The organism is Curtobacterium sp. MCJR17_043, from assembly GCF_003224315.2.
Lineage (GTDB): Bacteria > Actinomycetota > Actinomycetes > Actinomycetales > Microbacteriaceae > Curtobacterium.
Window position 1 is genome coordinate 458913 of the sequence record NZ_CP126259.1, and the last position, 23721, is coordinate 482633.

Annotated in this window: 18 protein-coding genes and 7 pseudogenes; 10 read left to right on the forward strand and 15 right to left on the reverse strand. The window is 72.0% G+C overall.

Annotation, left to right across the window (positions count from 1 at the left end):
• Positions 1-72 precede the first annotated feature (72 nt).
• The 5 genes and pseudogenes from DEJ15_RS02360 to DEJ15_RS02380 form a co-directional block, all read right to left on the reverse strand.
• Positions 73-1356 (reverse strand): MFS transporter, encoded by a 1284-nt coding sequence (locus DEJ15_RS02360; protein ID WP_110825738.1) that lies wholly within the window; start codon positions 1354-1356, stop codon positions 73-75.
• Positions 1353-2030, reverse strand: coding sequence for an HAD hydrolase-like protein (locus tag DEJ15_RS02365; RefSeq protein WP_284175540.1), 678 nt, complete (start codon positions 2028-2030; stop codon positions 1353-1355). The genes DEJ15_RS02360 and DEJ15_RS02365 overlap by 4 nt, the downstream gene beginning before the upstream one ends.
• 115 nt (positions 2031-2145) lie before the next feature.
• Positions 2146-2842, reverse strand: a pseudogene (gene nucS, locus DEJ15_RS02370) (endonuclease NucS).
• Positions 2843-2950: 108 nt separating this feature from the next.
• Positions 2951-3385 (reverse strand): MFS transporter, encoded by a 435-nt coding sequence (locus DEJ15_RS02375; RefSeq protein ID WP_349814926.1) that lies wholly within the window; start codon positions 3383-3385, stop codon positions 2951-2953.
• A 97-nt stretch (positions 3386-3482) separates the two neighbouring features.
• A pseudogene (locus tag DEJ15_RS02380) lies at positions 3483-4253 on the reverse strand (MFS transporter); the annotation flags it as partial.
• Positions 4254-4357: 104 nt separating this feature from the next.
• Between DEJ15_RS02380 and DEJ15_RS02385 the strand changes: the two are divergent.
• The 3 genes and pseudogenes from DEJ15_RS02385 to DEJ15_RS02395 form a co-directional block, all read left to right on the forward strand.
• Positions 4358-4534: pseudogene (locus DEJ15_RS02385) on the forward strand (hypothetical protein); the annotation flags it as partial.
• 211 nt (positions 4535-4745) lie between these two features.
• Positions 4746-5531, forward strand: coding sequence for a substrate-binding domain-containing protein (locus tag DEJ15_RS02390; protein WP_284175541.1), 786 nt, complete (start codon positions 4746-4748; stop codon positions 5529-5531).
• Between the two features lie 509 nt (positions 5532-6040).
• Positions 6041-6421 (forward strand): DUF7882 family protein, encoded by a 381-nt coding sequence (locus tag DEJ15_RS02395; RefSeq protein ID WP_181419483.1) that lies wholly within the window; start codon positions 6041-6043, stop codon positions 6419-6421.
• A 56-nt stretch (positions 6422-6477) separates the two neighbouring features.
• Here DEJ15_RS02395 and ctaD read toward each other — a convergent pair.
• Positions 6478-8242 (reverse strand): annotated as a pseudogene (ctaD, locus tag DEJ15_RS02400) (aa3-type cytochrome oxidase subunit I).
• Between the two features lie 226 nt (positions 8243-8468).
• Positions 8469-9626 (reverse strand): carboxylate-amine ligase, encoded by a 1158-nt coding sequence (locus DEJ15_RS02405; protein ID WP_284175542.1) that lies wholly within the window; start codon positions 9624-9626, stop codon positions 8469-8471.
• Positions 9627-9750: 124 nt separating this feature from the next.
• Between DEJ15_RS02405 and DEJ15_RS02410 the strand changes: the two genes are divergently transcribed.
• Positions 9751-10872 carry a M20/M25/M40 family metallo-hydrolase gene (locus DEJ15_RS02410; protein ID WP_284175543.1) on the forward strand — a complete coding sequence of 374 codons (1122 nt, stop codon included), beginning with the start codon at positions 9751-9753 and terminating at the stop codon, positions 10870-10872.
• Positions 10845-11177 (forward strand): zinc-binding metallopeptidase family protein, encoded by a 333-nt coding sequence (locus DEJ15_RS02415; protein ID WP_284175544.1) that lies wholly within the window; start codon positions 10845-10847, stop codon positions 11175-11177. The genes DEJ15_RS02410 and DEJ15_RS02415 overlap by 28 nt, the downstream gene beginning before the upstream one ends.
• Positions 11178-11240: 63 nt before the next feature.
• Here DEJ15_RS02415 and DEJ15_RS02420 read toward each other — a convergent pair.
• The 4 genes and pseudogenes from DEJ15_RS02420 to DEJ15_RS17475 all read right to left on the reverse strand — a co-directional run.
• Positions 11241-12587, reverse strand: a pseudogene (locus DEJ15_RS02420) (MATE family efflux transporter).
• Positions 12588-12726: 139 nt separating this feature from the next.
• Entirely contained in the window at positions 12727-13770 is a 1044-nt protein-coding gene (locus tag DEJ15_RS02425) for a hypothetical protein (RefSeq protein WP_284175545.1), read from the reverse strand.
• Positions 13771-14045: 275 nt separating this feature from the next.
• Positions 14046-14837 (reverse strand): family 20 glycosylhydrolase, encoded by a 792-nt coding sequence (locus tag DEJ15_RS02430; RefSeq protein WP_284175546.1) that lies wholly within the window; start codon positions 14835-14837, stop codon positions 14046-14048.
• Positions 14838-14907: 70 nt separating this feature from the next.
• Positions 14908-15885, reverse strand: a pseudogene (locus tag DEJ15_RS17475) (family 20 glycosylhydrolase); the annotation flags it as partial.
• A 26-nt stretch (positions 15886-15911) separates the two neighbouring features.
• Between DEJ15_RS17475 and DEJ15_RS02440 the strand changes: the two are divergent.
• A complete protein-coding gene (locus DEJ15_RS02440; RefSeq protein ID WP_284175547.1) occupies positions 15912-16037 on the forward strand; it encodes a hypothetical protein in 126 nt (41 codons plus the stop codon).
• 137 nt (positions 16038-16174) lie between these two features.
• On the opposite strand, the gene DEJ15_RS02445 is transcribed toward DEJ15_RS02440, so the two are convergent.
• Positions 16175-17527 (reverse strand): uracil-xanthine permease family protein, encoded by a 1353-nt coding sequence (locus tag DEJ15_RS02445; RefSeq protein WP_110825726.1) that lies wholly within the window; start codon positions 17525-17527, stop codon positions 16175-16177.
• 114 nt (positions 17528-17641) lie between these two features.
• Between DEJ15_RS02445 and DEJ15_RS02450 the strand changes: the two genes are divergently transcribed.
• From DEJ15_RS02450 to DEJ15_RS02460, 3 genes and pseudogenes are all read left to right on the forward strand, one after another.
• Positions 17642-19138 (forward strand): hypothetical protein, encoded by a 1497-nt coding sequence (locus tag DEJ15_RS02450; protein WP_284175548.1) that lies wholly within the window; start codon positions 17642-17644, stop codon positions 19136-19138.
• Positions 19139-19185: 47 nt separating this feature from the next.
• Positions 19186-21151 (forward strand): annotated as a pseudogene (locus tag DEJ15_RS02455) (M13 family metallopeptidase).
• A gap of 216 nt (positions 21152-21367) precedes the next feature.
• Positions 21368-22162, forward strand: a complete 795-nt coding sequence (locus DEJ15_RS02460; RefSeq protein WP_284175549.1) for a serine hydrolase — start codon at positions 21368-21370, stop codon at positions 22160-22162.
• On the opposite strand, the gene DEJ15_RS02465 is transcribed toward DEJ15_RS02460, so the two are convergent.
• The gene (locus tag DEJ15_RS02465; RefSeq protein ID WP_146232830.1) at positions 22159-22359 is read right to left on the reverse strand and encodes a hypothetical protein; all 201 of its coding nucleotides are present in this window, start codon (positions 22357-22359) and stop codon (positions 22159-22161) included. The genes DEJ15_RS02460 and DEJ15_RS02465 overlap by 4 nt on opposite strands.
• Positions 22360-22451: 92 nt before the next feature.
• Between DEJ15_RS02465 and DEJ15_RS02470 the strand changes: the two genes are divergently transcribed.
• A complete protein-coding gene (locus DEJ15_RS02470; RefSeq protein ID WP_110889459.1) occupies positions 22452-22727 on the forward strand; it encodes a hypothetical protein in 276 nt (91 codons plus the stop codon).
• An 18-nt stretch (positions 22728-22745) separates the two neighbouring features.
• Here DEJ15_RS02470 and DEJ15_RS02475 read toward each other — a convergent pair whose 3' ends face one another.
• Both DEJ15_RS02475 and DEJ15_RS02480 read right to left on the reverse strand, forming a co-directional pair.
• The gene (locus DEJ15_RS02475; protein ID WP_258365865.1) at positions 22746-23195 is read right to left on the reverse strand and encodes an NUDIX hydrolase; all 450 of its coding nucleotides are present in this window, start codon (positions 23193-23195) and stop codon (positions 22746-22748) included.
• Positions 23192-23677, reverse strand: coding sequence for a glutamyl-tRNA reductase (locus DEJ15_RS02480; RefSeq protein ID WP_349814927.1), 486 nt, complete (start codon positions 23675-23677; stop codon positions 23192-23194). Before DEJ15_RS02480 ends, DEJ15_RS02475 begins: the two co-directional genes overlap by 4 nt.
• Between the last annotated feature and the right edge of the window lie 44 nt (positions 23678-23721).

Sequence of the window (23721 nt, forward strand, 5' to 3'; positions counted from 1 at the left end):
GCCGGTCGCGGCCCGCTCACGGTGCGCTGTGCGCGGTGCGCGGTGCGGGAGGCGATTCGCGGTGCGGGAGGTTCAGCGCACCTTCCGTGCGGACAGGGACCCGACGACGCCGAGGAGCAGCACCGCCACCAGGACGGTCAGCAGCGGTGCCGTCCAGCCGCCGGTCGCCCCGTGCAGGGCCCCGGCCACGAGCGGCCCCGCCGACCCGATCAGGTACCCGCCGCCCTGCACGAACGCGGACAGCCGGCGGGCGTCGTCGTCGTTCGACACGAGCCGCACGATGACGATGAAGATGATCGTGATGCCGCCGCCCTGGGCAGCCCCGCCGAGCACCGACCACAGCAACCAGAGCTGTGGGGCGACGAGCAGGCCGAGGGGCATCGCGAGCCAGAAGAACGCGACGAGGGCGATGATGGCGCGCGGCCGGAACCGGCTGGCGAGCACCGGCACCCCGAGCGCCCCGACGACCGCCAGGATTTGGAACACCGAGGAGCTCGCTCCGGACGACGCCGTGTCGAAGCCGATCTCGTCGTGCAGCAGCGTCGGGATCCAGGCGGTCAGCGCGTAGTACGAGAACGCCTGCCCACCGAACGCGAGCATGAGCCCCCACGTCACCCAGCGCTTGGCGGGGTGCGGCAGGGTCGCCACGACGGGGGCCGCCGGGACCGTGCGGACCGCGCCGGTGTCCAGGACCTGGTCGATCGGTCCGGTCGCCGGCACCGGTCCGGAGTCGCGGTCGACACCACGCCATGCGGCACCCGCCCCGACCGCGTAGGTCCACGCGGCACCGGCGACGACCGCGAGCACGGCCCAGATCGCGATCGCGACCGGCCAGCCCCAGACGGCTGCGATCGGTGCCGTGCCGAGTGAGGTCGTCATCGACCCGACGTTGAGCGCGGACGTGTACACGCCCGTGACCAGGCCGACCCGTTTCGGTGAGGTGTCCCGCCGGATGACGACCGGGATCACCACGTTGCCGATCGTGATGCCGATGCCGATCACCGCGGTGCCGACGAGCAGCGCGGCCTCGTGCGGGACCGACCGGAGGACGGTGCCGACGAGCACGATGAGCAGCGACAGCGACACGGCGCGCTCCGCGGTGAACCGGGCGATGACCCAGCTGGCGAACGGCGTCGCGAGGGCGAAGCAGAGCACCGGGATCGTGGTGAGGAGCCCGGCGACCGTCGCGGTCATGCCGAGGTCGACCCGGATGTCCCCGATGACCGGCGCCGGCGCGACGATCGGGCCGCGGAAGTTCAGCGCGACGAGGACGATCGCGGCGGGCAGCAGCCACGCGGCCCCGCGGAGTCCGGCACGGCGAGCTGCCGCGCCGGTGGTCTCGCCCCTGCCGCTCACGTGCTCGGCAGCAGGATCGGCAGCAGGTCGAGCGGGGTCGCCGCCTGCGCGACGGTGCCCGCGGCCTCGGCGGGGGGAGCCGTACCCCCCACTCGGCGAAGACGGTCGGGACGCCGTGCGCAGCCGCCCCCCTCGACGTCGTGCAGGCGGTCCCCGACGAGCACCGGACGGCTGATGTCGAACCCACGGGCGTCGAGCCGGCGCAGGGCCTCCTCGACCACGTCGGCCTTGGCGGAGCGCACCTCGTCGTCGCTCGCCCCGGTGATGACGTCGATGTCCCCGGTCAGGCCGTAGTGCTCGAGGATGTAGGTCGCCGGGGTCTCGGGCTTGCTCGTCGCGGTCGAGATCGGCACGCCGGCCTCGTGCAGGGTGTGCAGGACGACGTCGATGCCCGGGTACATGCGGGAGTCGAGTGCTCCGTGCGAGAAGTAGTGCTCGCGGTACACGGCGAGGGTGCGCTCGGTGAGCTCGTCGTCCATGCCCATCGCGATGCGGAAGGTGTCGAGGATCGGCGGCCCCACGAACGACATGAGGGTGTCCTGGTCGGGCACGGGGACGCCGACCTGTCGGAACGTGTGCGTCAGGCTCTCGATGATGCCCGGCGCCGAGTCGCTGATGGTGCCGTCGAGGTCGAACAGGACGGCGGTGAAGGGGCGCTCCGGGCTGCTTGTCATGTCCCGCCCAGCCTAGCCGCGCCGCCGGAGCCGCCCGGCGGCGGGGTGAGCCGCCCGCCGGGGCGGGTCGGGCCTCCCGGCCCGCGGTCGGAACCGAGTCGCGGCGCCGGCGCGCTCAGAAGAGGCGCGCGTGCCCGCCCTCGATGCCGCGCATCTCGTCGTAGTCGAGGACGAGGCAGCGGATGCCGCGGTCCTCGGCCAGGGTGCGGGCCTGGGGGGGCGAACGACTGTGCCGCCAGGACGCCCTGCACCGGCCGCAGGTGCGGGTCGCGGTTCATGAGCTCGAGGTAGCGGGTGAGCTGCTCGACGGCGTCGATGTTGGCGTTCCGCTTCATCTCGACCGCGACGCTCGCGCCCGCGTCGTCCCGCGCCAGGATGTCGACCGGACCGATGGCGGTCATGTACTCGCGGCGGACCAGCGTGTGGCCGTCACCGAGGAGCTCGATCTGCTCGGCGAGGAGCTGCTGCAGGTGCGCCTCCACCCCGTCCTTGACCAGACCGGGGTCGACGCCGAGGTCGTGCGACTCGTCGGCGACCACCTCGTGGATGCTGACGATGAGGCGGTCCTGCGTCTTCTTCTGTGTGACCGTCCACACCTGCGTGATGCCTGCGGAGGCCTGGTCGTCGTCGGGTTCCGCGATCGCGATCGAACACGGCGGGCTCATCCAGTTGAGCGGCTTGTAGCTGCCGCCGTCCGAGTGGACGAGGAGCGAGCCGTCGGCCTTCAGCATGAGGAGCCGGGTCGCGAGGGGCAGGTGGGCCGACAGGCGACCGGCGTAGTCGACGGAGCAGCGGGCGATGACGAGACGCACCCGGGAAGCCTAACGGGGATCGCAGGCGGCCCGGCGGGTCGCCCGCCGGCCCCTGTGCTCGCTGCTCGCTGCTCGCTGCTCCGGGCGGAGGCAGTCGGTGCCGGCGGCTCAGCGTCGCCGGTCAGCCGTGTCGGTCCGGTCGGCCCCGCCAGCCGCGCCGGCCGGGAGGCCGGGGTCGCCGCCGGTCCGTCCGTCGCCCGGGCGGGTGATCGCGGTCCGCTCCCGCGCGGCACCGGACGCGAGGCCGGCCGCGATGATGAACACGAACACGATGAGGAGCCCGTTGAGGAGGCCGACGTGCTCGCCGGTGAACCCGATGATCGGCGGTCCGGCGAGGAACGCCACGTAGCCGATCGTCGCGACGGCGCTGACCTTGGCGGCCGCGGTGCGGGGGTCGTCCGCGGCGGCCGACATCCCCATCGGGAACCCGAGCGATGCACCGAGCCCCCAGAGCACGACACCGACGATCGCGATCGGGACGTTCGGCACGAAGATGAGCATGCCGAGGCCGACGACCGCGACCACCGCGCTCGCCCGGAGCACCGGGACCCGTCCGAACCGGTCGATGAGGGGGGCTGCCGGCGACGCGACCGACGGTCATCGCGGCGAGGAAGACGGCGAGCACGGCCGAACCGCCGTCGTTCGCCAGGCCGTGGCCGTCGATCATCGCGAGGGGCAGCCAGTCGTTCGCGGAGCCCTCGGCCAGGGCCATGCCGAGCACGACGACCCCGATGAGGAGGGTCGACGGCTGCTTCCAGATCGCCCACCGCGAGACCGGCAGTGCCACCGGGCTGGTGTCGGTCGGCTCGGGCTCGACGTGCCGGTCCTCGCCGAACCAGCGGATGGCGACGAGCATCGCCAGGCTCGTGATGACGCCGACGACCACGAAGTGCAGCGCGACCGGGACCTCGAAGCGCTCGGCGAGGGCGCCGATGCCCGCGCCGGCGAGCGTCCCGACGCTGAACGCCGCGTGGAACAGCGGCATGATCGTCCGGCCGCCGAGTCGCTCGGCGGTCGCTCCGGACACGTTCATCGACACGTCGCACAGGCCGTTGCCGAACCCGAACGCGATGAGGCAGATCCAGATCGCGGCGAAGCCCCAGTCCATCGTGACGGCGATGCCCGCGGCCACCATGCCGAGCGCCAGGCACGCGGCGGCCACGAGGACACCGCGACGGGCACCGAGCCTCGCGACGATGTGGCCGGCGAAGGTCAGGCCGGCGATCGACCCGACCGACATGCCGAGGACGAGCAGGCCCATCGTGAAGGTCGAGGCGTCCAGGGAGTCCCGCACGCTCGGCACGCGTCCGAGCCAGGTCGCGATGTCGAGCCCGGACAGGGTGAACACCACGAACACCGCGTTGCGCCAGGCGCGGGTCGTCGGAGCGGGGCGGGTACCGGCCGTCGTCATGGAACTGTCCGATCGAATCGATTCGAGGAGGGGGTAGCCGTTACGCTAACGAGCGATGGACGACACGGCAAGTGACCCCGGCGCGTCGGGCCCCCCGCCCGGGCGTGGACCGCACCGACGGTCCGGACGACGCCCCCACGGCCGACGCTGCCCGGAGACCCGACGCTGCGGGCGCACCCCGGGCCTCCCGGTCCGGTCGCCCCACGCGCCCGACGCTCGCCGCCGTCGCCCGTGCGGCCGGCGTCGCGCCGTCCACCGCCTCCCTCGCCTTCAGCGGTACCGGCCCGGTGTCCGAGGACACCCGCCAGCGCATCCTCGCCGTCGCCGCCGAGCTCGGCTACGACGGACCGGACCCACGCGCCCGCTCCCTCCGGCGTGGGCGGTCCGGCGTGATCGGCGTCGTGCTCGACGACCGTCTGAGCGACGCGTTCCGCGACCCCGTGAACGTCCTCACCCTGGACGGCATCGCCGAGGTCGCCGGAGCCGCGGGGGGTGTCGCTGCTCCTCGTCCGGAGCCCGCTCGACGACGAGCGCGGCATGGCACCGCTCGTCGACGCCCCGATGGACGCCGTCATCCTCATCGGGTGCAACGTCCGGATCGACCCGGCGGTCGCCGTCCTCCGGCGACGCTCGATCCCCGTCGTCGCGATCGAGGCGGACGCCATCGAGGGCGCCGTCCCCGTGCACCTCGACAACCGCGACGCGTCCCGACGGGCTGCCGCGTTCCTCCACGACCTCGGTCACCGGCAGGTCACCGTCGTGACCCTGCCCCTCGACAGCGCCCGGGAGCGCGGTCCCGTCAGCGCCGAGCGGGAGCGCGCATCGTCCGCGTTCACCACGACCGAGCGACTCCGCGGCGTCCGGGACGTCTACCCGGACGCACCGGCGATCGCGTCGGCAGGCAGCTCGGTCGAGGAGGGCCGCATCGCCGGAGCGGCGCTCTTCACCCCCGGCGTCGAGCCCCCCACCGCGGTCGTCGCACAGAGCGACCTGCTCGCGGTCGGGGTGATCTCGGCCGCGCTCGACGCCGGACTCCGCGTCCCCGAGGACGTCAGCGTCGTGGGCTTCGACGGCATCCACGTGGACGACAGCCTGCTCTACCGATCCCCGATCCGGCAGTTGACGACGCTCGTGCAGCCGTTCGTGCCGAAGGGCGAAGCGGCAGCCCGCGCCGCACTCGCCATGCTCGAGGGGGAGTCGCCCGAGCCGGCGTCGTTCCGGTCCGAGCTGCGGATCGGCGACACAACGGGACCACCGAGCGGGCGACAGCGCGACTGACGGCGTGGACCGCGTGCGGTCCGTCGGTGGGCGGATGGGCGAGCGGCCCGCGGCCGTGCGCGTGCGTCCGCCCGCGCCGCGGGTCACCGCGACTACCCGTCGAACGCCTCGAAGTCCGGGACGTCGAACGGGTTGTCGAGGTCGCCGTCGTCGCGGTCCTCGTCGGGGACGTCCTCGACCTCGAACGCAATCGCCACCCCGGGGGGGTCACGACCACGTCGAGTGCCCGGTTCCCGTAGAGGGTCACCGTCACGACGTCGGCGCCGGCACGATCCGCCGCCACCACGGCTGCTTCCAGCGCGTGCAGGTCCTGGCCCTGCGCGAGCGCGTGCGACGTGCCGTCGACGGTCATCGTGATCCGGCGCAAGGGGTTCCCGTCTGTCGACCGTGCCCGAGTAGGCTGCGGCTACCGGCCATCCAAGCAACACGGCCCAGGAGCCATTCCCAGCTACCGGGTGGTTCGAGCAGCGGCGGCTCCCGTCATCACCCGGTGGCCTGGCGAGGTCGGCATGGGATTCATCAGCTACGACAGTCTGGTCGTCGTCGTGGACGACCGCACGCTCACCCATCTCCAGATCGTCATCGTCAACAAGCTGCGTCGGGGCGAGGCGTTCTTGATGTCGTGGAAGGACGCCGCGGACGTGGGGTCCGGGCGGAGTTCGATCTGGCTGCACCCGAACGTCCTCGTGCACTTCAAGTTCGACGGCAGTCGTGTCCCGGCGATCAACGAGCGGTGGTTGCGGGAACTCGCCGCTTCCGCTTCGAGTTCCCGGGGGCTGGTCGTCACGCGCGAGGACGGCGACGTGACGGACCTCCGTCCCAAGCCCGGTCCGCCACGCCGCACGACGGCACTCGCCGCCACCGCTCCGCGCGACGAGACGGCGCCGTAGCGGGACCACCGCCCGCACAGCGCGGCGGTCCGGAGGGAGCGGAGTGGGATCCGTGGTCAGAACTGCTGGCCCGTGCCCGACGCGTTCCGGGTCCTGCCGCTCGCCTGGTCGTGCGTGGCTGCGTCCGGGGCGTCCATCGCCGGACCGACGCCGACGGGGACGCCTGCCTCGGGGTGGTTGAGGTCGAAGGCCGGGGACTCCGAGCGGATACGAGGGACCGCGGTGAAGTTGTGCCGAGGCGGCGGGCAAGAGGTGGCCCACTCGAGCGAGCGGCCGTAGCCCCATGGGTCGTTGACCCGCACGCGCTGTCCGTGGCGCATCGTCTGCACGATGTTGAGGAAGAACGGCAGCATCGAGGCGGCGGTGAGGAACGCACCGACCGTCGAGACCTGGTGCAGCCAGGTGAACCCGTCGCTCGGCAGGTAGCTCGCGTACCGGCGCGGCATGCCGATCACGCCCAACCAGTGCTGGATGAGGAAGGTCATGTGGAACCCGATGAACAGCATCCAGAAGTGGATCTTGCCCAGGCGCTCGCCGAGCATCTTGCCGGTCAGCTTCGGCCACCAGAAGTAGAAGCCGGAGAACATCGCGAACACGACCGTGCCGAAGACGACGTAGTGGAAGTGCGCGACCACGAAGTAGCTGTCGTGGACGTGGAAGTCGAGTGGCGGTGACGCGAGGATGACCCCGGTCAGGCCGCCGAAGGTGAACGTGACGAGGAACCCGATCGCCCAGAGGATCGGGGTCTCGAACGTCACCGAGCCGCGCCACATGGTGCCGACCCAGTTGAAGATCTTCACGCCGGTCGGGACCGCGATGAGCATGGTGAGGAGCGAGAACCACGGCAGCAGCACGCTTCCGGTGGCGAACATGTGGTGCGCCCAGACCGTGACGGACAGTCCGGCGATCGAGATGGTGGCGTAGACGAGGGTCTTGTACCCGAAGATCGGCTTGCGGCTGAAGACCGGGAAGACCTCGGAGACGATGCCGAAGAACGGCAGTGCGATGACGTAGACCTCGGGGTGGCCGAAGAACCAGAAGAGGTGCTGCCAGAGCAACGGGCCGCCGTTGGCCGGGTTGTAGATCTGCGCGTCGAAGGCACGGTCGAGGAGGAGCCCGAACAACGCCGCTGCGAGCACGGGGAACGCCATCAGCACGAGGATCGACGTGATGAGCACGTTCCACGTGAAGATCGGCATCCGGAACATCGTCATGCCGGGAGCGCGCATCGTGATGGCCGTCGTGATGAAGTTCACCGCACCGAGGATGGTGCTGAACCCGGTCATGCTCAGGCCGGCGACCCAGAGGGTGCTGCCGAGTCCGGGCTCGAAGGTGGTGTCGGACAACGGCGCGTACGCCGTCCAGCCGAAGGACGCCGAGCCCGCCGGCGTGAGGAAGCCGCCCATCGCGATGGCGCTGCCGAACGCGTACATCCAGTAGGACAGGGCGTTGAGTCGGGGGGAAGGCGACGTCCGGTGCGCCGATCTGCAGCGGCATGATCGCGTTCGCGAAGCCCGCGAACAGTGGTGTCGCGAACAGCAGCAGCATGACCGTGCCGTGCATGGTCATGAGCTGGTTGTACTGCTCACGGGTGTCGATGACGTCGAGTCCGGGTGTCGCGAGCTCGGTGCGCATGACCACGGCCATCAGCCCGGCGACGCAGAAGTAGCCGAACGCCGTCACCAGGTACAGGTTGCCGATCGTCTTGTGGTCCGTCGACGTGTGCCAGTTGACGGCACGGATGCCGGTGCGCAGCGGACGACGTCCGAGGAGTTCGTCGGGTTCCTCGCCGAGGGCCGGCGGTGTCGTCGTCTGCGTCATGGGGATCCTCCGTCGATCGGTGGCTGCGTCGACGATCCGGCGGCAGTGGGGCCACTCTCGCCGTCATGTCCGCGGTTGCACAGGGGCACTGGTGGACGTGCCGCGTGATGCGGACTCCGGAGCGGCCTCCAGGGCGGAACCCGCGGGATCCGGCTCGGACCTGCTCCGGGCATGACGGGACGGGACGCGAGCGGTCGCGGCTCCCGGACGACGCACGCTGCGGTCGTCACCGTGGGGTCCGCACGGCGGTCTCCGGGAGGGTCGACGGGGTCGGCTCCGCGCCTGCGGCTCGGACGGCGACCTGCCCGAGGTCCCCGGACGTGGCGTGGACGGCGCGCTGCCGGGTCGCCCCGTTGCCCGAGACGAAGGCCTGGTGGACGGCGTGCTCGACGAGCTGGTCGTCGCCGTTCACCGTCAGGGCGGGTCGGAGGTGCTCGAGCAGCATCAGGACGACCTCGTGCGCGGGGAGCGGCCGGTTGGTGAGCGGTTCGACGAGGTGTCCGTCGAGTCCCTCGATCGCGGCCCGCCAGTTCGCGAGCCGGATGATGCAGGCAGGCGTGGCGGCAGGCGGCTTCCCGGCGTGCCACTCGTCGACCGCGGTGTCGACGAGCGCCCGCACGAGCCCGGCCACGGCGACCGTCATCGTCGGGTCGAGCGGTACGTCCGTCACCCGCACCTCGACGGTCGGGTGGTTGCGGGACAGTCGGGCGTCGAAGTAGAGCATCGCGGGGTCGAGGAGGGCTCCGGTCCCGTTGATCGCGGCGGTGACCCCCCGGTACCCGGCCACCGTCTCGTACCGTTCCGCTGGTCCGGCGGTCGGCCACTGGTTCCACGTCACCGACCGGAAGCTCGCGTGACCGGTGTCCTCACCGGCGTGGAACGGCGAGTTCGCGGTCAGGGCGATGAGGATCGGCAGCCACGTCCGGATGCGGTCGAGGACGGCGACGCCCTCGTGGTCGGACTCGACGGCCACGTGGACGTGCAGTCCGCAGGTGAGACTGTGCCGGGGCACCGCGCCGAACCGCTGCACCATCCGTTCGTACCGGTCGGAGGAACGCAGGTGGGGGACGGTGGGCAGCGGCGAGCTGGCGAGCGGCGCCGCGAGGGCACCGTGCTCGCCGGCGAGCCGCATCGCGAGGGCACGGTTGTCGAGGACCTGCCGGCCGAGCGTCGCCAGCGTCGAGTGGGGACGTGTGATCACCTCGAGCATCTCCAGCTGCATCTCACCGGCGAACTCCGCGCCGTCGAGCGGCAGCCGCTCCGCCCGGGCACGTTCGAGCACCAGGTCCGCGATCGGGACCGGCGCTCCGGTGGTCCCGTCCACGAGGAGCAGTTCTTCTTCGACACCGATGGTCCGCATGCCCTCAGCCAAGGCGTCCGACACCGTGTCCCCTCCCCGTTCCCGCGTTCGGTGGCCCATGTCCGCCGTGCGAGCCGTCTGTGACGCCTCGGCCCCTGACGGGGGGGACCGTGTGCGAGGAACACCCTCGACGTCAGGACCGAACACCATGGACTCCACGCCCTCCCTGCCCCTGCCCGGACCGTCCGACCCCTCGGGTGTCGGTCGCTTCCTGGCCGACAACCGCGAGGAGGTGCTCGGCCAGCTCGAGCACTGGGTGCGGATCCCGTCGGTGGCGTCCCAGCCCGAGCGCTCCATCGACGTGGAGCGATCCGCCCGGTGGCTCGCAGCGGCCATGCGCGAGGTCGGGCTCACCACGGACATCCTCTGGGCGGGCCCGTCACCCACCGTGGTCGGCGAGTGGATCGTCGATCCGGCGAAGCCGACGGTCCTGGTCTACAGCCACCACGACGTCCGGCACGCCAAGCCGGAGGAGTGGGCCGAGACGGAGCCGTTCCAGCCGGTGCTGCGCGACGGGCGGTTGTACGGGCGGGGCGCTTCCGACGCGAAGGGACAGGTGGTCGCGCACCTCTGGGGTCTCCGCGCACACCTCGCCGGACGGGGCGACGCCGGTCCGGCGGTGAACCTGAAGTACGTCGTCGAGGGCGAGGAGGAACTGGGGTCGACGCACTTCGCCTCGCTGCTCGACCAGGAACACGAGCGCCTGTCGTGCGACGTCGTCGTCTTCTCGGACACCCTGCAGTGGAAGGACGGGGACCCGGCGGTGGTGACGTCGATGCGTGGCATGACCGGCGCCACCCTGACCGTGACCGGGCCCCTGCGCGACGTGCACAGCGGTGCCGCGTCAGGACCCACACCGAACCCGGTCCACGCACTCGTCACCGTGCTGGCCGCGTTGCACGACGACGACGGACGCATCGCGCTGCCCGGGTTCTACGACGACGTGGAGGAACTCACCGACGAGCGCCGGGAGCAGCTCGGCGACCTGTCGTTCGACACCGACGTGTGGCTCGAGCGCACCGAGACCCGGAGCGTCACCGGTGAGTCCGGTCACACGGTCGAGGAACGTCTCTGGGCACGACCGGCCATCGAGGTGCTGACCCTGCTCGCGGGCGACCCGACCGGGTTCCCCCCGGGCGGTGATCCCCCCGCGAGGCAACGGCGGAGATCAGCATCCGCACCGTCCCCGGACAGCACGTCGCGGCCGTCGCCGACCAACTCCGCCGCTTCGTCGGATCGACGATGCCCGACGGGGTCGAGTACGAGCTGACCATCCCGGAGGAGTCCGGCCAGGACCCCTACGTGACCCCGGACGGGCCGGCACTGGAGGCGCTCGTCCGCGCCATGGAACGAGGTCACGGTGGAGGGACCGCCGGACGCATGGGGAACGCGGGCGGCGGTCCGGCGGAGCTCCTCGGGCGCACCTTCGACGCACCGGTCCTCTTCATCGGCACCGGCCTGCCCGAGGACCACTGGCACTCGAGCGACGAGAGCATCGACGTCGGGATGCTGCTCGACGGCGCCGCGTCGATCGCACACCTCTGGGAGGGGCTCGCAGCAATCGAGCGGGACTGAGAGTCCCGACCTCGCGGGCACCGGCGTGTCGACCGGTCGGCCCGCAGCCGGCGGACCGCGTCGTCACCGTGCCAGAGCCGCCGCGATCCACCCCGGCCGGTGCGCCCGGACCCCGAGCGTCACCGCCCGCACGCCGATGTACCCGAACGAGAACACCGCCCACAGCGCCGCCAGCCCGTCCCCGAGCCACCACAGCAGCGGCAGGTACACGACCAGGTTCACGACGCCCGCGAGCGCCAGGTAGCGGGCGTCACCCGCACCGATGAGCACCCCGTCGAGCACGAACACGTAGCCGGCGACCGGCAGCCCGACCGCGATGAGGACGAGCACGAGGGGGGAGGGCCGCCCGGACGTCGGCGGAGTCGGAGAAGACCGGCCCGAGCACGCCGCTGGCAGCGGCGGTCAGCACCCCGAGCAGGACGCCGCCGACGATCCCGAGCACCACGAGCCTCCCGGTCACCAGGCGGACGCGCCCGGCGTCCCGCGCCCCGAGGGCGTGCCCGACCAGCGCCTGTCCGGCGATCGCGAGCGCGTCGAGTGCGAACGCGAGCGTGCTGAACACCGTCAGCCCGATCTGGGTCGTCGCGAGACCGATCGTGCCGAGGCCGGCCGCGGTGGCGATCGTCGCGAGCATCGCGACCCGCAACGACGCGGTCCGGAGGAACAACCACGCGCCGGACCGCAGCGCCCGTACGACCCCGGAGGCGCCGGGCCGGAGCGGTGCGCCCGATGCCCGGGCGGCGCGGACGGCGATGCCGACGTACACCGCGGCCATCGCCCACTGCACGACGACCGTGCCCGCGGCCGACCCCTCCACGCCCCAGCCGAACCCGTAGATGAGGAGCGCGTTGAGCAGACCGTTCGCGACGAAGCCGACGCTCGCGACGACGAGGGGGGGTGCGGGTGTCCTGCAGTCCGCGGAACAGCCCGGTCGAGGCCGTGACGACCAGGATGCCGGGCAACCCGATCAGCGAGACGGTGAGGTACGCCGTGGCGGCCGCGGAGACCCCGGGCGTCGCCCCGAACAGGTCGACGAGCGGCCCGGCGAGCGGCCAGCCGACGAGCGCGAGCACCACCCCCCAGCGCGAGCGCCAGCCACATACCGTCGATGCCAGCGTGCACGGCGCCGCGGCGGTCACCGGAGCCGAGCGCCCGGGCCACGGCCGGCGTGGTGGCGTAGGCGAGGAAGACCAGGAGGCCCGTCACCGTCTGCAGGACCGCGCTCGCCACCCCGACGGCGGCGAGTGGTGTCGCGCCCAGGTGCCCGACGAGGGCGGTGTCGGTCAGCAGGAAGAGCGGTTCGACGACGAGCGCGCCGAGTGCGGGCAGGGCGAGGCGGACGATGTCGCGGTCGACGGCTCGACGCACGTGGCGGGGGGTCGGTGTCGGACGCGGAGGGCACCAGGACATCCTGCCGTCGCTCCGGCCGGGCTGGTGACCCCGCCGCTCCGGGCCGAGGGCCACCCCTCCAGTGGGACGACTCTCGTCGAGGACCTGTCAGCGCGCGGTCGCTGCTGACGCTGCGACACCGGCGCGGTGGGCGTCCGGCTCAGCCGGGCAGGAGATCCGGGTGAGGACGGCGTCGCCCTCGAAACTCTCGACGCCGCCCGCCCAGACGGTGAGGGGGGACGTCCTCGTGGAGCTCGACGGGGATCACGAGGTCGTGCGGGTTCCCGGTGGCGCCGTAGTCGTCGTACACGGCGAACTGCACGTCGGCTCGCGCGCAGTCGCGGCCGGGGATGACGTCGAAGCCGACGCAACCGAGGTCCCAGCACCCTTCGGGCTGGGCCTCGTGGTCCAGGGTGGGGAACCAGGTCGCGACGTGGTCGTCGATCACCGGTCGCGGTCGGCACCCGGCGGCGTCGATGCTGCTCCACGACTCCTCACCGACCGAGGCGATGAACGCCGGTGTCCCCGGTCGGACACGCACCGATCGCACTTCGGTGCGAGCGATCGGCCCGGTCTCGGTGTCGGCGAAGCTGATCGTCAGGTCGAGGTCGCACTCGACGGAAGCGACGACGCCCCACGCCAGACAGTCGGAGTCGCCCATGGCCGCTCCGCAGAGTGCCCACCACGCGTCCTCGTCCTCGACCTGCCCGATGCGCACGGCACCGCCCTCGACGGCGAACGGCGGGACGGGGAAGCCGCGGGCGCCGCGGGTCGCGGCGACGGTCGGTGTCGGTGTGGGCTCGCCCACGACGGCGGGGCGTGCTGCCGTGGACTGTGCGGGGACGGGCGCCGGGAGGCCCTGAGCACCGGCCCCCCCACGAGCGCCAGGACCGAGAGGGTCGCGCTGAGCACCAGCGCGACCCGCCGAGCGCTGCTCACGGCGGCGACGGAGACCGTCGGGTCGCCGGCGACCGGCCAGGCGCGGAGGTCGTCCTGGGCGCGGATCGCCCGTGCGGTGTCGACGGCGAGGTTCCACCACCGGACGGTCGACACGGTGAACAGCGCGCCACCGCCCAGGACCGGGACCACGGCGAGCACGCCGACGACCCCCCGTCCCGAGCACGGACAGGACGACACCGACCACGACGAGCCCGAGTCCGACCCACCGCAACGTCTCGTACTGCCATCGGTAGGCCGGCATCATCGCACGCACGACGTGGACGGAGGTTCTCAGCGCCGGGCGACTCACGCGGTGAGGCTAGTGAATGCGCCGTCGCCGCTGCAGGCCCCTGTTCGGGTCGGACCGACGGCCGCGAGCATCTGGCGTGCTCGCTTCTTCGTCAGTCCCTCCGGTCCAGACCCGCACGCGACCGGCGGAGCCTCCTCGGCGAGAACGACCCGTCCACGGGCTACCTGCACGAGTGGTCGAGTGGTCGCTCCGTGACGGGTCCTCCTACCGATGGTGGCGGGTGGTGGTGATCACGAGGTCGCCTTGTCGATCATGGCGAGCACGTGCGGCGTACTCCATCGCAGGAGGTCATCGGAGGGCGAGTCCTCGAGGTCCTCTCCCCAGATCGCGACCGCCGCGCCCGCCATCGGAGCAGCGAGGAGCGCACCCGATTCGCCGTCCCACGTCCGGAGTGACCAGTTCTCCCGGAGATCGGCGACCGTGTAGTCGCTGTCGGCCTCGTCGAGGTCGCTCGGCACCTCGTAGAGGTAGTACGAGTTGTAGTTGAGCAGCTCGATCCCCGCGGCGTACAGGTCGGTGGCACCCGCTCGCCGCTGTCGGCGTTCGCGGCGCTCCGCAGGGTCCTCGGTGTCGCCGTCGAAGCTCCAGTACGTCACGTGGATGCGCGGATCCAGTCGCTTCACCGCAGCCCGGTCGATGCCGTCGTTCCAGGCCCAGACCTCACGATCGCCGAGAGCGGCCGCCATGGCGTTCAACCACCCGACGCGGTCAGCGGCAGTGACGCCACCGCCCCATTCGTCACCACCGATGTGCACGGTGCGGCTGGACGGGAACGTCCGCGTCACCTCCGCTGCCAGCTCGGTCGCGAGCGTGAGACTGGCGGGCGCGGATGTGTCGAGCTCACTCTCGCCCGAACGGATGCGATCGACCCACTCCTTGCCGTGTCGCGCCTCGAGCAGGGCGAACGCGGCTGCCATGTGGCCGGGAGTGTCGACCTCGGGCACGATCGCGATGCCCCTCCGGGCCGAGTACGCCGCGATCTTCCGCGCCTGTGCTGCGCTCAGGAACGGACGGCCGGTCACGCGGCTCGTGTATACGCCGTCGTGGAGATCGGCGTTCGCGGGGGGTCTGGCCGAGGACGTCGCTCTCGATCCCGACGTTCTGGTCGTCGGTGAGGTGCAGGTGCAGGAAACGGCCGCCGTTGTCGGCCAGCAGGTCGACGTACCGCTTGATCAGCGCCACCGGGTAGTAGGCGCGAGCGACGTCGAGCATCACACCCGGTTCGGGACGTGCGCGGGACGCGGGTCTGCTCGTGACGGTCGTGGCAGACGTGCGGCATCGCTGTACGGAGTAGACCCCGGTGCAGCCGAGGACCCTGTACTTGCCGGCTTTCGCGCGGAGGGGTGACCTGTGGATCGCGCGGACCGTGGTGCTCGCGCCGGCGGCGAGCGGCTTCACGGTCACGTGGCCGAGCGTGTACTTCTTGCTGCCGGCGGACAGGTAGAGCCAGGCGTGGGCAGCCGGCTTCCGCACCGAGCTGGTGTTCTCGACCGTCAGGGTGGTCCGCACGGCCGTGCCGGTGGAGGTGACGGTGTTGGTCGCGGTGACCTTGGTGACCGTCGCTGCCGAGGCGTTCGACTCGATGGCGACGGTGTGCACCCCAGGAGCGTCGAGCGTTGCGCTCTCCGCCGGTGCTGCGGTCGCATCGATCCCGACCAGGGCCACTGCCGACACCGCGATCGCGAGACCGGCGGCGACCATCCGGCTGACGTGTCGACGCGCAGGCGCTCCGGGCGTCGGGGACTGGTTCTTCTTCTGACGCACCACGATGCTCTTCCCCCTCGACCATGCGGATCGTCCACCCGCACCACCGCGACACCGTTCAGCCTCGGACGGACCGGGTGGCGCGCACGATCGTATCCACCTCGGGTCTGGGCCCTCGGATGCTGCACTGTTCGCCGCGATGCGCGCTGCAGCCTCGGTAAGCTCCCGCTGAGAACGAAGGACGGCTCCTGTGTCGCAACTCAACAAGCCAGCCGTGGTAGCCGCGGCCCCGACGAACGTGCTCGCGATCGTCGCGCTCGTGCTGGGCTTCGTCGTTCCCGTCGGCGGGATCGTCGTCGGGATCATCGGTCTGTCGCAGATCAGGAGGACCGGTGAGAACGGCCGGGGGGCTGGCAGTCACCGGCGTCGTCGTCGGCGCGGTGCTCACCGTCCTCAGTGTCCTGCCGATACTCCTCCTGCTCCCGGAACTCCTGCAGGTGTTCGGGCTCCGCGGGTAGCGTCGCGGTCGTTCCGGGCCCGGGCTGGAGCGTGCTCCTTCGTCAGGAGTCGCCGGCGGAACACCAGCCGGCGGGACCTCCGCTCGACCGTTCTCGCAGGTGATCGGCCGGAACGAGCGGACGATCACCGGGGCCGGTCAGCCCTTCCGGCGCCCGTCGACCCGCGGCTCGACGGGGACGCCACCCGTCGCGGCCCGGTCGGCGTCGGTCGCGTCCGGGGTGACCGGATCGGTGCCCCGGGCCCGGCCCACCAGGTCCATGAGGTGGTAGACGACGATCGCGGCGATGGTGCCGATGATGATCCCGCCGAAGGTCGCGCCGCCGAACGAGAACGTGAAGTCGGCGATGCCCATGATGAGCGCGATGCCAGCGGTGAGCTGGTTCTTCGGCTTGGCGAAGTCGACCCGGTTCTCGACCCAGATGCGGATGCCGATCACGCCGATGAGTCCGTACAGCGCGGTGGTGGCGCCACCGAGCACGCCGGCCGGCACCGTCGAGATGACCGCACCGATCTTCGGCGACAGCCCGAGCAGCACGGCCGCGATCGCCGCGACCCAGTACGCCGCGGTGGAGAACACCCGCGTCGCCGCCATGACGCCGATGTTCTCGCCGTAGGTCGTCGTGGCCGAACCGCCGCCGACGCCGGCGAGCACGGTCGAGACCCCGTCGGCGAGCAACGCGCGCCCGGTCAGCGGAGTGAGGTCACGTCCGGTCAGCTGGCCGACGCCCTTCACGTGGCCGACGTTCTCGGCGACCAGGGCGAGCACGACGGGCAGGAAGCCGAGGTAGACGGCGGTCTGGGACAGGTCGAAGGCCGGGGCCGTGAAGGTCGGCAGTCCGACCCAGGCGGCGTCCTGCACGGCACCCAGGTCCACCTCGCCCGCGACGAGTGCGACGAGGTAGCCCACGACGACACCGACGACGATCGACAGGCGACCGACGAGCCCCTTGAACAGCACGGTGCAGAGGACGATCGCGGCGAGCGTGACCGCGGCGATCACGGGCGCCTCCACGAAGTTGTCGCGGGCGGCCGGCGCGAGGTTGAACCCGATCAGCGCGACGATGGCGCCGGAGACCACCGGTGGCATGAGACGGTCGATCCACCCGGCGCCGGCCAGGTGCACGATCAGTCCGACCACCGCGAGCAGCGCCCCGACGACGATGATCCCGGACAGTGCGAGCGGGATGCCGCCGATCTTCGTCGCGGCCCCGATCGGCGCGAGGAACGCGAACGACGAGCCGAGGTAGCTCGGGAGCCGGTTGCCGGTGATGAGCAGGAACAGGATCGTGCCGATGCCGCTGAACAGCAGGGTCGTCGACGGGGGGAAGCCGGTGATGAGCGGCACGAGGAAGGTGGCGCCGAACATGGCGACCACGTGTTGCACGCCGAGGCCGACCGTCCGGCCCCAGGTGAGTCGTTCGTCCGGCGCCACGATCGCCGAGGCGGACACGGTGCGGCCGTCGCCGTGCAGCTTCCAAGGGAGTCCCATGCGATGACCGTAGCGGGCGCACGGGCGTCCGTGGGTCCGCAACCCGCCCTGTGGAGAACCGTGACGGACGGCCGGAATGCTGGATATGGTGTGTGGGACACCACGAGGAGCACCATGCGAACCACCAGCCACGTCCTTGTCCCCGTCCTCGCCGCACTCGCGGTCGGCGCACTGACGGCCGCGCCCGTGCTCGTCGCCGACCCCGCCCTGGCCGCGGGTGTCGACCGGCACGCGACGGAGACCTCGCGGTCGCCGGCGTCCGACCCGCCTGCCCCCGTCGACTTCACCGCCGGGGTGCGGTCGATCGCACACGGCACCGGCGTCGTCACCGTCACCGGCACCGTCCCGACAGGCGAGAGCGTCCAGGTCGCCGGGGACGTCGTCGAGCCCGTCTGGACCGAAGGGGACGCGGACGGTCGCTGGACGGCGCGGGTCCGGGTGCATCCGGGCGAGCACGTCATCCGGGCCACGTCCCAGGTGTCCGGGCAGTCGATCGACATCCCGGTCCGGATGCTCGTGCTGCTGCCCCCGGACATGACCGCGACCATCAACGGCATCGGACGGACCATCACGCTCGACGGGTTGGGCCATCCCGGAGCGCACCTCGTCGTCCGGGACCGCGGGACGGAGCGCGCCGAGACCGACGTCGCCGACGACGGCACCTGGCACGTCGTGCTGCGTGGTCTCGCGTTCGGTCGCCACCACGTGGAGGTCGGCCAGTACTTCGACGGCACCCTGAACGGCGGGGTCGACGACGTCTACGAGCTCTCGGGCACCCCGACCGTCGAGCACGCGACGGCTTCCCGGCAGACGGAGCACCTCGTCCTGGACGGGCGTGCTCCCGCCGGCAGCACGGTGACCTTCGCGGACCGCCGGGGTCCGGTCACGGGAGCGGACGGCGAGCCCGTGGTCGTCCACGTCGGGGACGACACGTCGTGGCGGGCGGAGCTCCCGATCCCCGACGACGTCCGTCTGGACGTGGTCTCGGTCATCGCCTCCGACGGAGGGGACGAGATCGGTCGGACGGACGCGCACGTCACGATCCCGTCCGCGCTCACCGGCACGGTCGAGCGACTCGGCGACGGCCGCCTCCGGTTCAGCGGCACAGGAGAGGTCGGCGGCACGGTGACGCTCGAGGACGAGGCCGGGAAGACCCTCACCGCCGCGGACGGCGAACCGCTCCGCACCACGATCGGTCGGTCGTGGGAACTCGTCGTCCCGCGCGACGCCCTGCCCGCCGCTGCCGTCGTCGCACAGCAGCGCGTGCAGGACGTCGAGCAGGGCGCCCTGCGGCTCGTGCTCCCCGGCGCACCGGGACGCCCCGGTCCGGGCGCCGGGAGCGCCGGGAGCGCCGGTGGCACTCCGACGGGAGGCGGCGTCACCAGCGGGGGAGGAGGCCCGTCATCCGGCCGCGGCCCGCCTCCGGACCGCGGGCACGCGTGCTGCCGCTGCCGGACGACTCGCCTACACCGGTGCGGACGTCGTGCACCCGGCCGTCGCGTCCCTCGTCCTGCTCGTGCTCGGAGCCGGCACCCTCCCGCTCGCCGGGGTCGTGCGCCGGCGTACGACTCCCCCGTCGGTGAGGGGCTGACGACGTGGACAGGTCGGTGAGCGAGCACCGGGTGGCGGAGGAGGGACCGGTGGCTATCGTGGAACCCATGACCGACGTCGCAGGCACCACCGGAATCCGCACCGACGAACTCGACGAGTCGGTGCGACCGCAGGACGACCTCTACCGGCACGTCAACGGCAGGTGGATCGCCGACACCCCGATCCCGGACGACAAGGCCCGCTACGGGTCCTTCACGGTCCTCGCGGAAGAGGCAGAGGCCGCCGTCCGGACGATCATCGAGCGCGCGCAGACGGCTGAGCCGGGCACCGAGCAGCGGAAGGTGGGCGACCTGTTCACGTCCTTCACGGACGAGGTCGCCCTCGAGTCCGCGGGCTCCGGGCCGATCGAGCCGCTCCTGGCCGACATCGCCGCGATCGAGGACAAGAACGACGTGCTCCGCATGGTCGGTCGCTTCGAGCGGCTCGGGCTGCCGAGCTTCATCCAGCTCTTCGTCGACAACGACCCGGGCGACCCGGACGCCTACATCGTCTTCCTCGAGCAGTCCGGCCTCGGTCTGCCCGACGAGTCGTACTACCGCGAGGACCGGTTCGCCGACATCCGTGAGAAGTACCGCGAGTTCGTCGGGTCGATGTTCCCGCTGGCCGGCTACGACGAGAGCGGCGACCGCACCGAGCACGTGATCGCCCTCGAGACGGCCATCGCGTCGGCACACTGGGACAACGTCGCCACCCGCGACAGCCAGAAGACCTACAACAAGATGCCGTGGGACGAGGTCTCGGCGCTCGCCGAAGGCGTGGACCTCCGCATCTGGTGGGACGCCATCGCCGCACCGGCGGGTGCGTTCGACACGGTCGTGGTCCGGCAGCCCTCGTTCATCACCGGCCTCGCACAGCTCTTCCGCGAGCAGCCGCTGCCCGTCTGGAAGGACTGGCTCTGCTGGCAGGTGATCCGGGCCTCCGCCCCGTACCTGACCAGCGCGTTCTCCGCGACCAGCTTCTCGTTCTACGGCACGGCACTGACGGGTGCGCCGAAGCAGCGTGACCGCTGGAAGCGCGGAGTCTCCCTGGTCGAGGGTGCGATGGGTGAAGCCGTCGGACGGATCTACGTCGAGGAGCACTTCGACGAGACCTCCAAGGCGACGATGGACGACCTCGTCGCGAACCTGGTCGAGGCCTACCGGCAGAGCATCACCGGGCTCGAGTGGATGACCGACGAGACCCGCGCCCGCGCGCTGGACAAGCTCGAGAAGTTCACGCCGAAGATCGGCTACCCCGTGAAGTGGCGCGACTACAGCGCCCTGCCCATCCGGGCGGACGACCTGCTCGCCAACGTCCGCGCGATCGCGTCGTTCCAGGTCGACCGCGAGCTCGGCAAGATCGGGAAGCCGATCGACCGCGACGAGTGGTTCATGACCCCGCAGACGATCAACGCGTACTACAACCCGGGCTTCAACGAGATCGTCTTCCCCGCGGCGATCCTGCAGTTCCCGTTCTTCGAGGCGACCCGCGACGCCGCCGCGAACTACGGCGCGATCGGCGCCGTCATCGGGCACGAGATCGGCCACGGCTTCGACGACCAGGGCTCGCAGTACGACGGCGACGGTCGCCTGCAGAACTGGTGGACCGAGGCCGACCGCCAGGCGTTCGAGGAGCGCACGAAGGCCCTCATCGCGCAGTACGACGCCCTCGTCCCGACCGAGGTGCCGGATGGCCACGTCAACGGCGCCCTCACGATCGGTGAGAACATCGGCGACCTCGGCGGCCTCTCGATCGCGTGGAAGGCGTACCTGATCTCGCTGGACGGCGCCGAGCCCCCCCGTGATCGACGGCCTGACGGGTGCCGAGCGGTTCTTCCTGAGCTGGGCGCAGGCCTGGCGCATGGCGATCCGCCCCGAGGAGGCCGCACGCCTGCTCAGCATCGACCCGCACTCGCCGAACGAGTTCCGCTGCAACCAGATCGTGCGCAACATCGACGTGTTCTACGACACCTTCGCCGTCTCCGACAGTGACGCGATGTACCTGGCTCCGGCCGAGCGCGTCGCCATCTGGTGATGGTGGAGCCGGACGCGCCGAACTCGTCGCGCCGGCGCCGCCCGGGACGCCCCTCCGACGACGGCACCACCGCAGGAAGCGGGGGGTGCCGCTCGGTCCGGCGGTGGCCGCGCCGGTGGTGGCGGTCGCAGCCGCGGCAAGCACCGGGGAGGTGCGGACGAGCGCTTCACAGCGACGACCGAAGCGCTCGGCGCGATCGCCGTCGACGGCGCCGGGGTGAGCGCGTCGATCATCGACACGTCCACCGGTCGGGCGCTGCTCGCGATCGACGACCGCCTCGTGCAACCGGTGGCGAGCCTCGGACGGGTGCTGCTCCTCATCGAGGTCGCCGCGCAACTCGAGGACGGTCGCCTGCACGGTGACCGCCTCCAGCGGATGGCCCGCGACACCGCGACCGGCGCGGGCCTGTGGCAGTTCCTGCAGGAACCGACCATGCAGGTGTCGGACCTGGCGACCCTGGTCGGCGCCACCGCCGACGCCTGGGCGACGAACGCGCTGCTCACCACGGTCGGGATGGACGCCGTGCGGTCCCGCGCGGAGTCGCTCGGCATCGAACGGACGGCCCTGATCGACCGGGTGCGCGACCGGCGCGGACCCGACGACGCCCCCGACGTGTCCGTCGCCGCCGCGGGTGAACTGAGCTGGCTGTTCCGCGGCCTCGCGCTCGGTGAGGTCGTCGACGAGGCGGTGTCGAACCGGGTGCTCGGCTGGTTGTCGCTCGCCGCCGACCTGTCGCTCGTCGCGGGGTCCTTCGGGCTCGACCCGCTCGCGCACCGGGCCCTCGACCACGGCCTGCAGTCCGTCGCCGTCACCGGTTCCGGACCCGGCGTCCGCGCGGAGGCCGGGGTCCTCCGTGGGCCGGCGTCGTCGGTCTGCTACGCGGTCACGATCCGGTTCGAGGACGACTCGCTGCAGCGCCGCCTCGCGGTCGTCGACGCCCTGCGCACCATGGGGACCGAGGTGCTCGAGGTCGTGCACGCCCCCCGCCGAGCGCTGACCCCGTGGGCCTAGCGCATCCTCGCCCCGGCCATCACCCGCGTGACGCGGCCGTCGGCCTCGCGCGTCAGGCCGTGCCACACCCCGACGATGCCGCACACGACGGGGATGCTCACCACGGCGAAGAGCACCCGTTCGGGCATGGAGTCGGGTTCGAGCGGCGTGGGCACGAGGTGCACGAGCCCGAAGACGGCAGGGCTCCCGTGGCGCACGTCCTCCCAGGAGCACACCGCCGCACAGCGACATCGGGCAGGATCGGCAGCGTGCACGTCGACGACGACGTGCCGGACGGAAGGACAGACCCATGGCAGCAGGCAAGCACGAGGCAGCACGCGGCGACGAAGACCGCGCGGACGGCGTGGACGAGCGCGCCGGCGAGTTCGTGGACAGCGAGATCCCCGGCGAGCACCGCGTCGCCGACGACGAACCGGTCGGTGAGTTCGTGTCGAGCGACATCCCCGGCGAACGGCGTCCGGAGTCCGAGGGTGAGCGCGGCGAGTACGTCGAGTCGGACATCCCCGGCGACGTCGAGCCCGGCGGCCCGGAGACGGCCGGCGAGTACACCGACCGCGACCAGTAGCGGCGAGGCGGGCCGACCTCAGTCGACGAGGTCGGCCTGCGTGAGCAGGCGCAGCGTCTCGACCCCGGCGGGCGGGCACCGGCCGGCGTCCGCGGAGGTGACCCACTCCACCTCGTCGACCTCTGCGGAGGCGAGGGGCGTGGCGGTGTCGAGCGCGCCTCCCGGCCGGGCCAGGAACAGCGTCATCGCGACGATCGTCCCCGGTGCCTGCCCGTGCGCCGGCTCGGTCACGGTCGCGAACTCGTCGACGTCGGCGCGCGTGAGCCGCAGCCCGGTCTCCTCGAACGCCTCGCGGACCGCGGCGTCCACGCTGCTCTCGCCGGGCTCGACCTTGCCGCCGGGCAGGTAGAGGACGCCGCGCCCGCGGGCGCGCACCATGAGCACGCGACGGTCGCGGACGAGCAGGAGGGCGCTGACCCGCAGCAGCGGGGCGGCGGCCGGGAGGCCCGGATCGCCCGAGCCGGTCAGCTCGCGTCCGCCTCGTCGTCGCGCACACGCGCGGCCCGGTCGGCGAGGGGCACGACGGCGGACGGCACGTCCGCGACGGGCTCGGGGCGCACCCCGAAGAGTGCGTCGAGCGCGCCGGTGAAGTCGTCGCCCCGACCGGCACGGCCGAGTTCGCGGGCCCGGACCGAGGGGCGGTGCAGGAGCACGCCGACCAGGTGCCGGAGTGCCCGCTCGGTCTGCTCGGCGGACTCGGGGGTGGTGTCGCCGCGCCGCTTCACGCGGTCGATCTCGTCGTCGAGGATGTCGAACACGTGCTTGCGGAGGGCGACGAGGGCGGGGGTGGTCGACTGCTCGAGGGCCTGGGCGCGGAAACGGGACACGGCGTCGTCGACGATCGCGCGTGCTTCGGTCTCGGCGTTCAGCTCGGCGATCGGGGCGTGGATGCTGATTGTCTCGAGGTCGAGCAGTTCGACGCCCTCGACGTCGGCGGCGTCCGGGTGCACGTTGCGGGGGGAGGCCGAGGTCGATCACGATGCGGCGGGCACCG

Bases quoted from the DNA above. Each gene is read 5' to 3' on its own strand.
- DEJ15_RS02365 (WP_284175540.1), bottom strand. From the start codon at position 2,030: ATGACAAGCAGCCCGGAGCGCCCCTTCACCGCCGTCCTGTTCGACCTC.
- DEJ15_RS02395 (WP_181419483.1), top strand. From the start codon at position 6,041: ATGGGATTCATCAGCTACGACAGTCTGGTCGTCGTCGTGGACGACCGC.
- DEJ15_RS02410 (WP_284175543.1), top strand. From the start codon at position 9,751: ATGGACTCCACGCCCTCCCTGCCCCTGCCCGGACCGTCCGACCCCTCG.
- DEJ15_RS02415 (WP_284175544.1), top strand. From the start codon at position 10,845: ATGCCCGACGGGGTCGAGTACGAGCTGACCATCCCGGAGGAGTCCGGC.
- DEJ15_RS02425 (WP_284175545.1), bottom strand. From the start codon at position 13,770: ATGATGCCGGCCTACCGATGGCAGTACGAGACGTTGCGGTGGGTCGGA.
- DEJ15_RS02445 (WP_110825726.1), bottom strand. From the start codon at position 17,527: ATGGGACTCCCTTGGAAGCTGCACGGCGACGGCCGCACCGTGTCCGCC.
- DEJ15_RS02450 (WP_284175548.1), top strand. From the start codon at position 17,642: ATGCGAACCACCAGCCACGTCCTTGTCCCCGTCCTCGCCGCACTCGCG.
- DEJ15_RS02470 (WP_110889459.1), top strand. From the start codon at position 22,452: ATGGCAGCAGGCAAGCACGAGGCAGCACGCGGCGACGAAGACCGCGCG.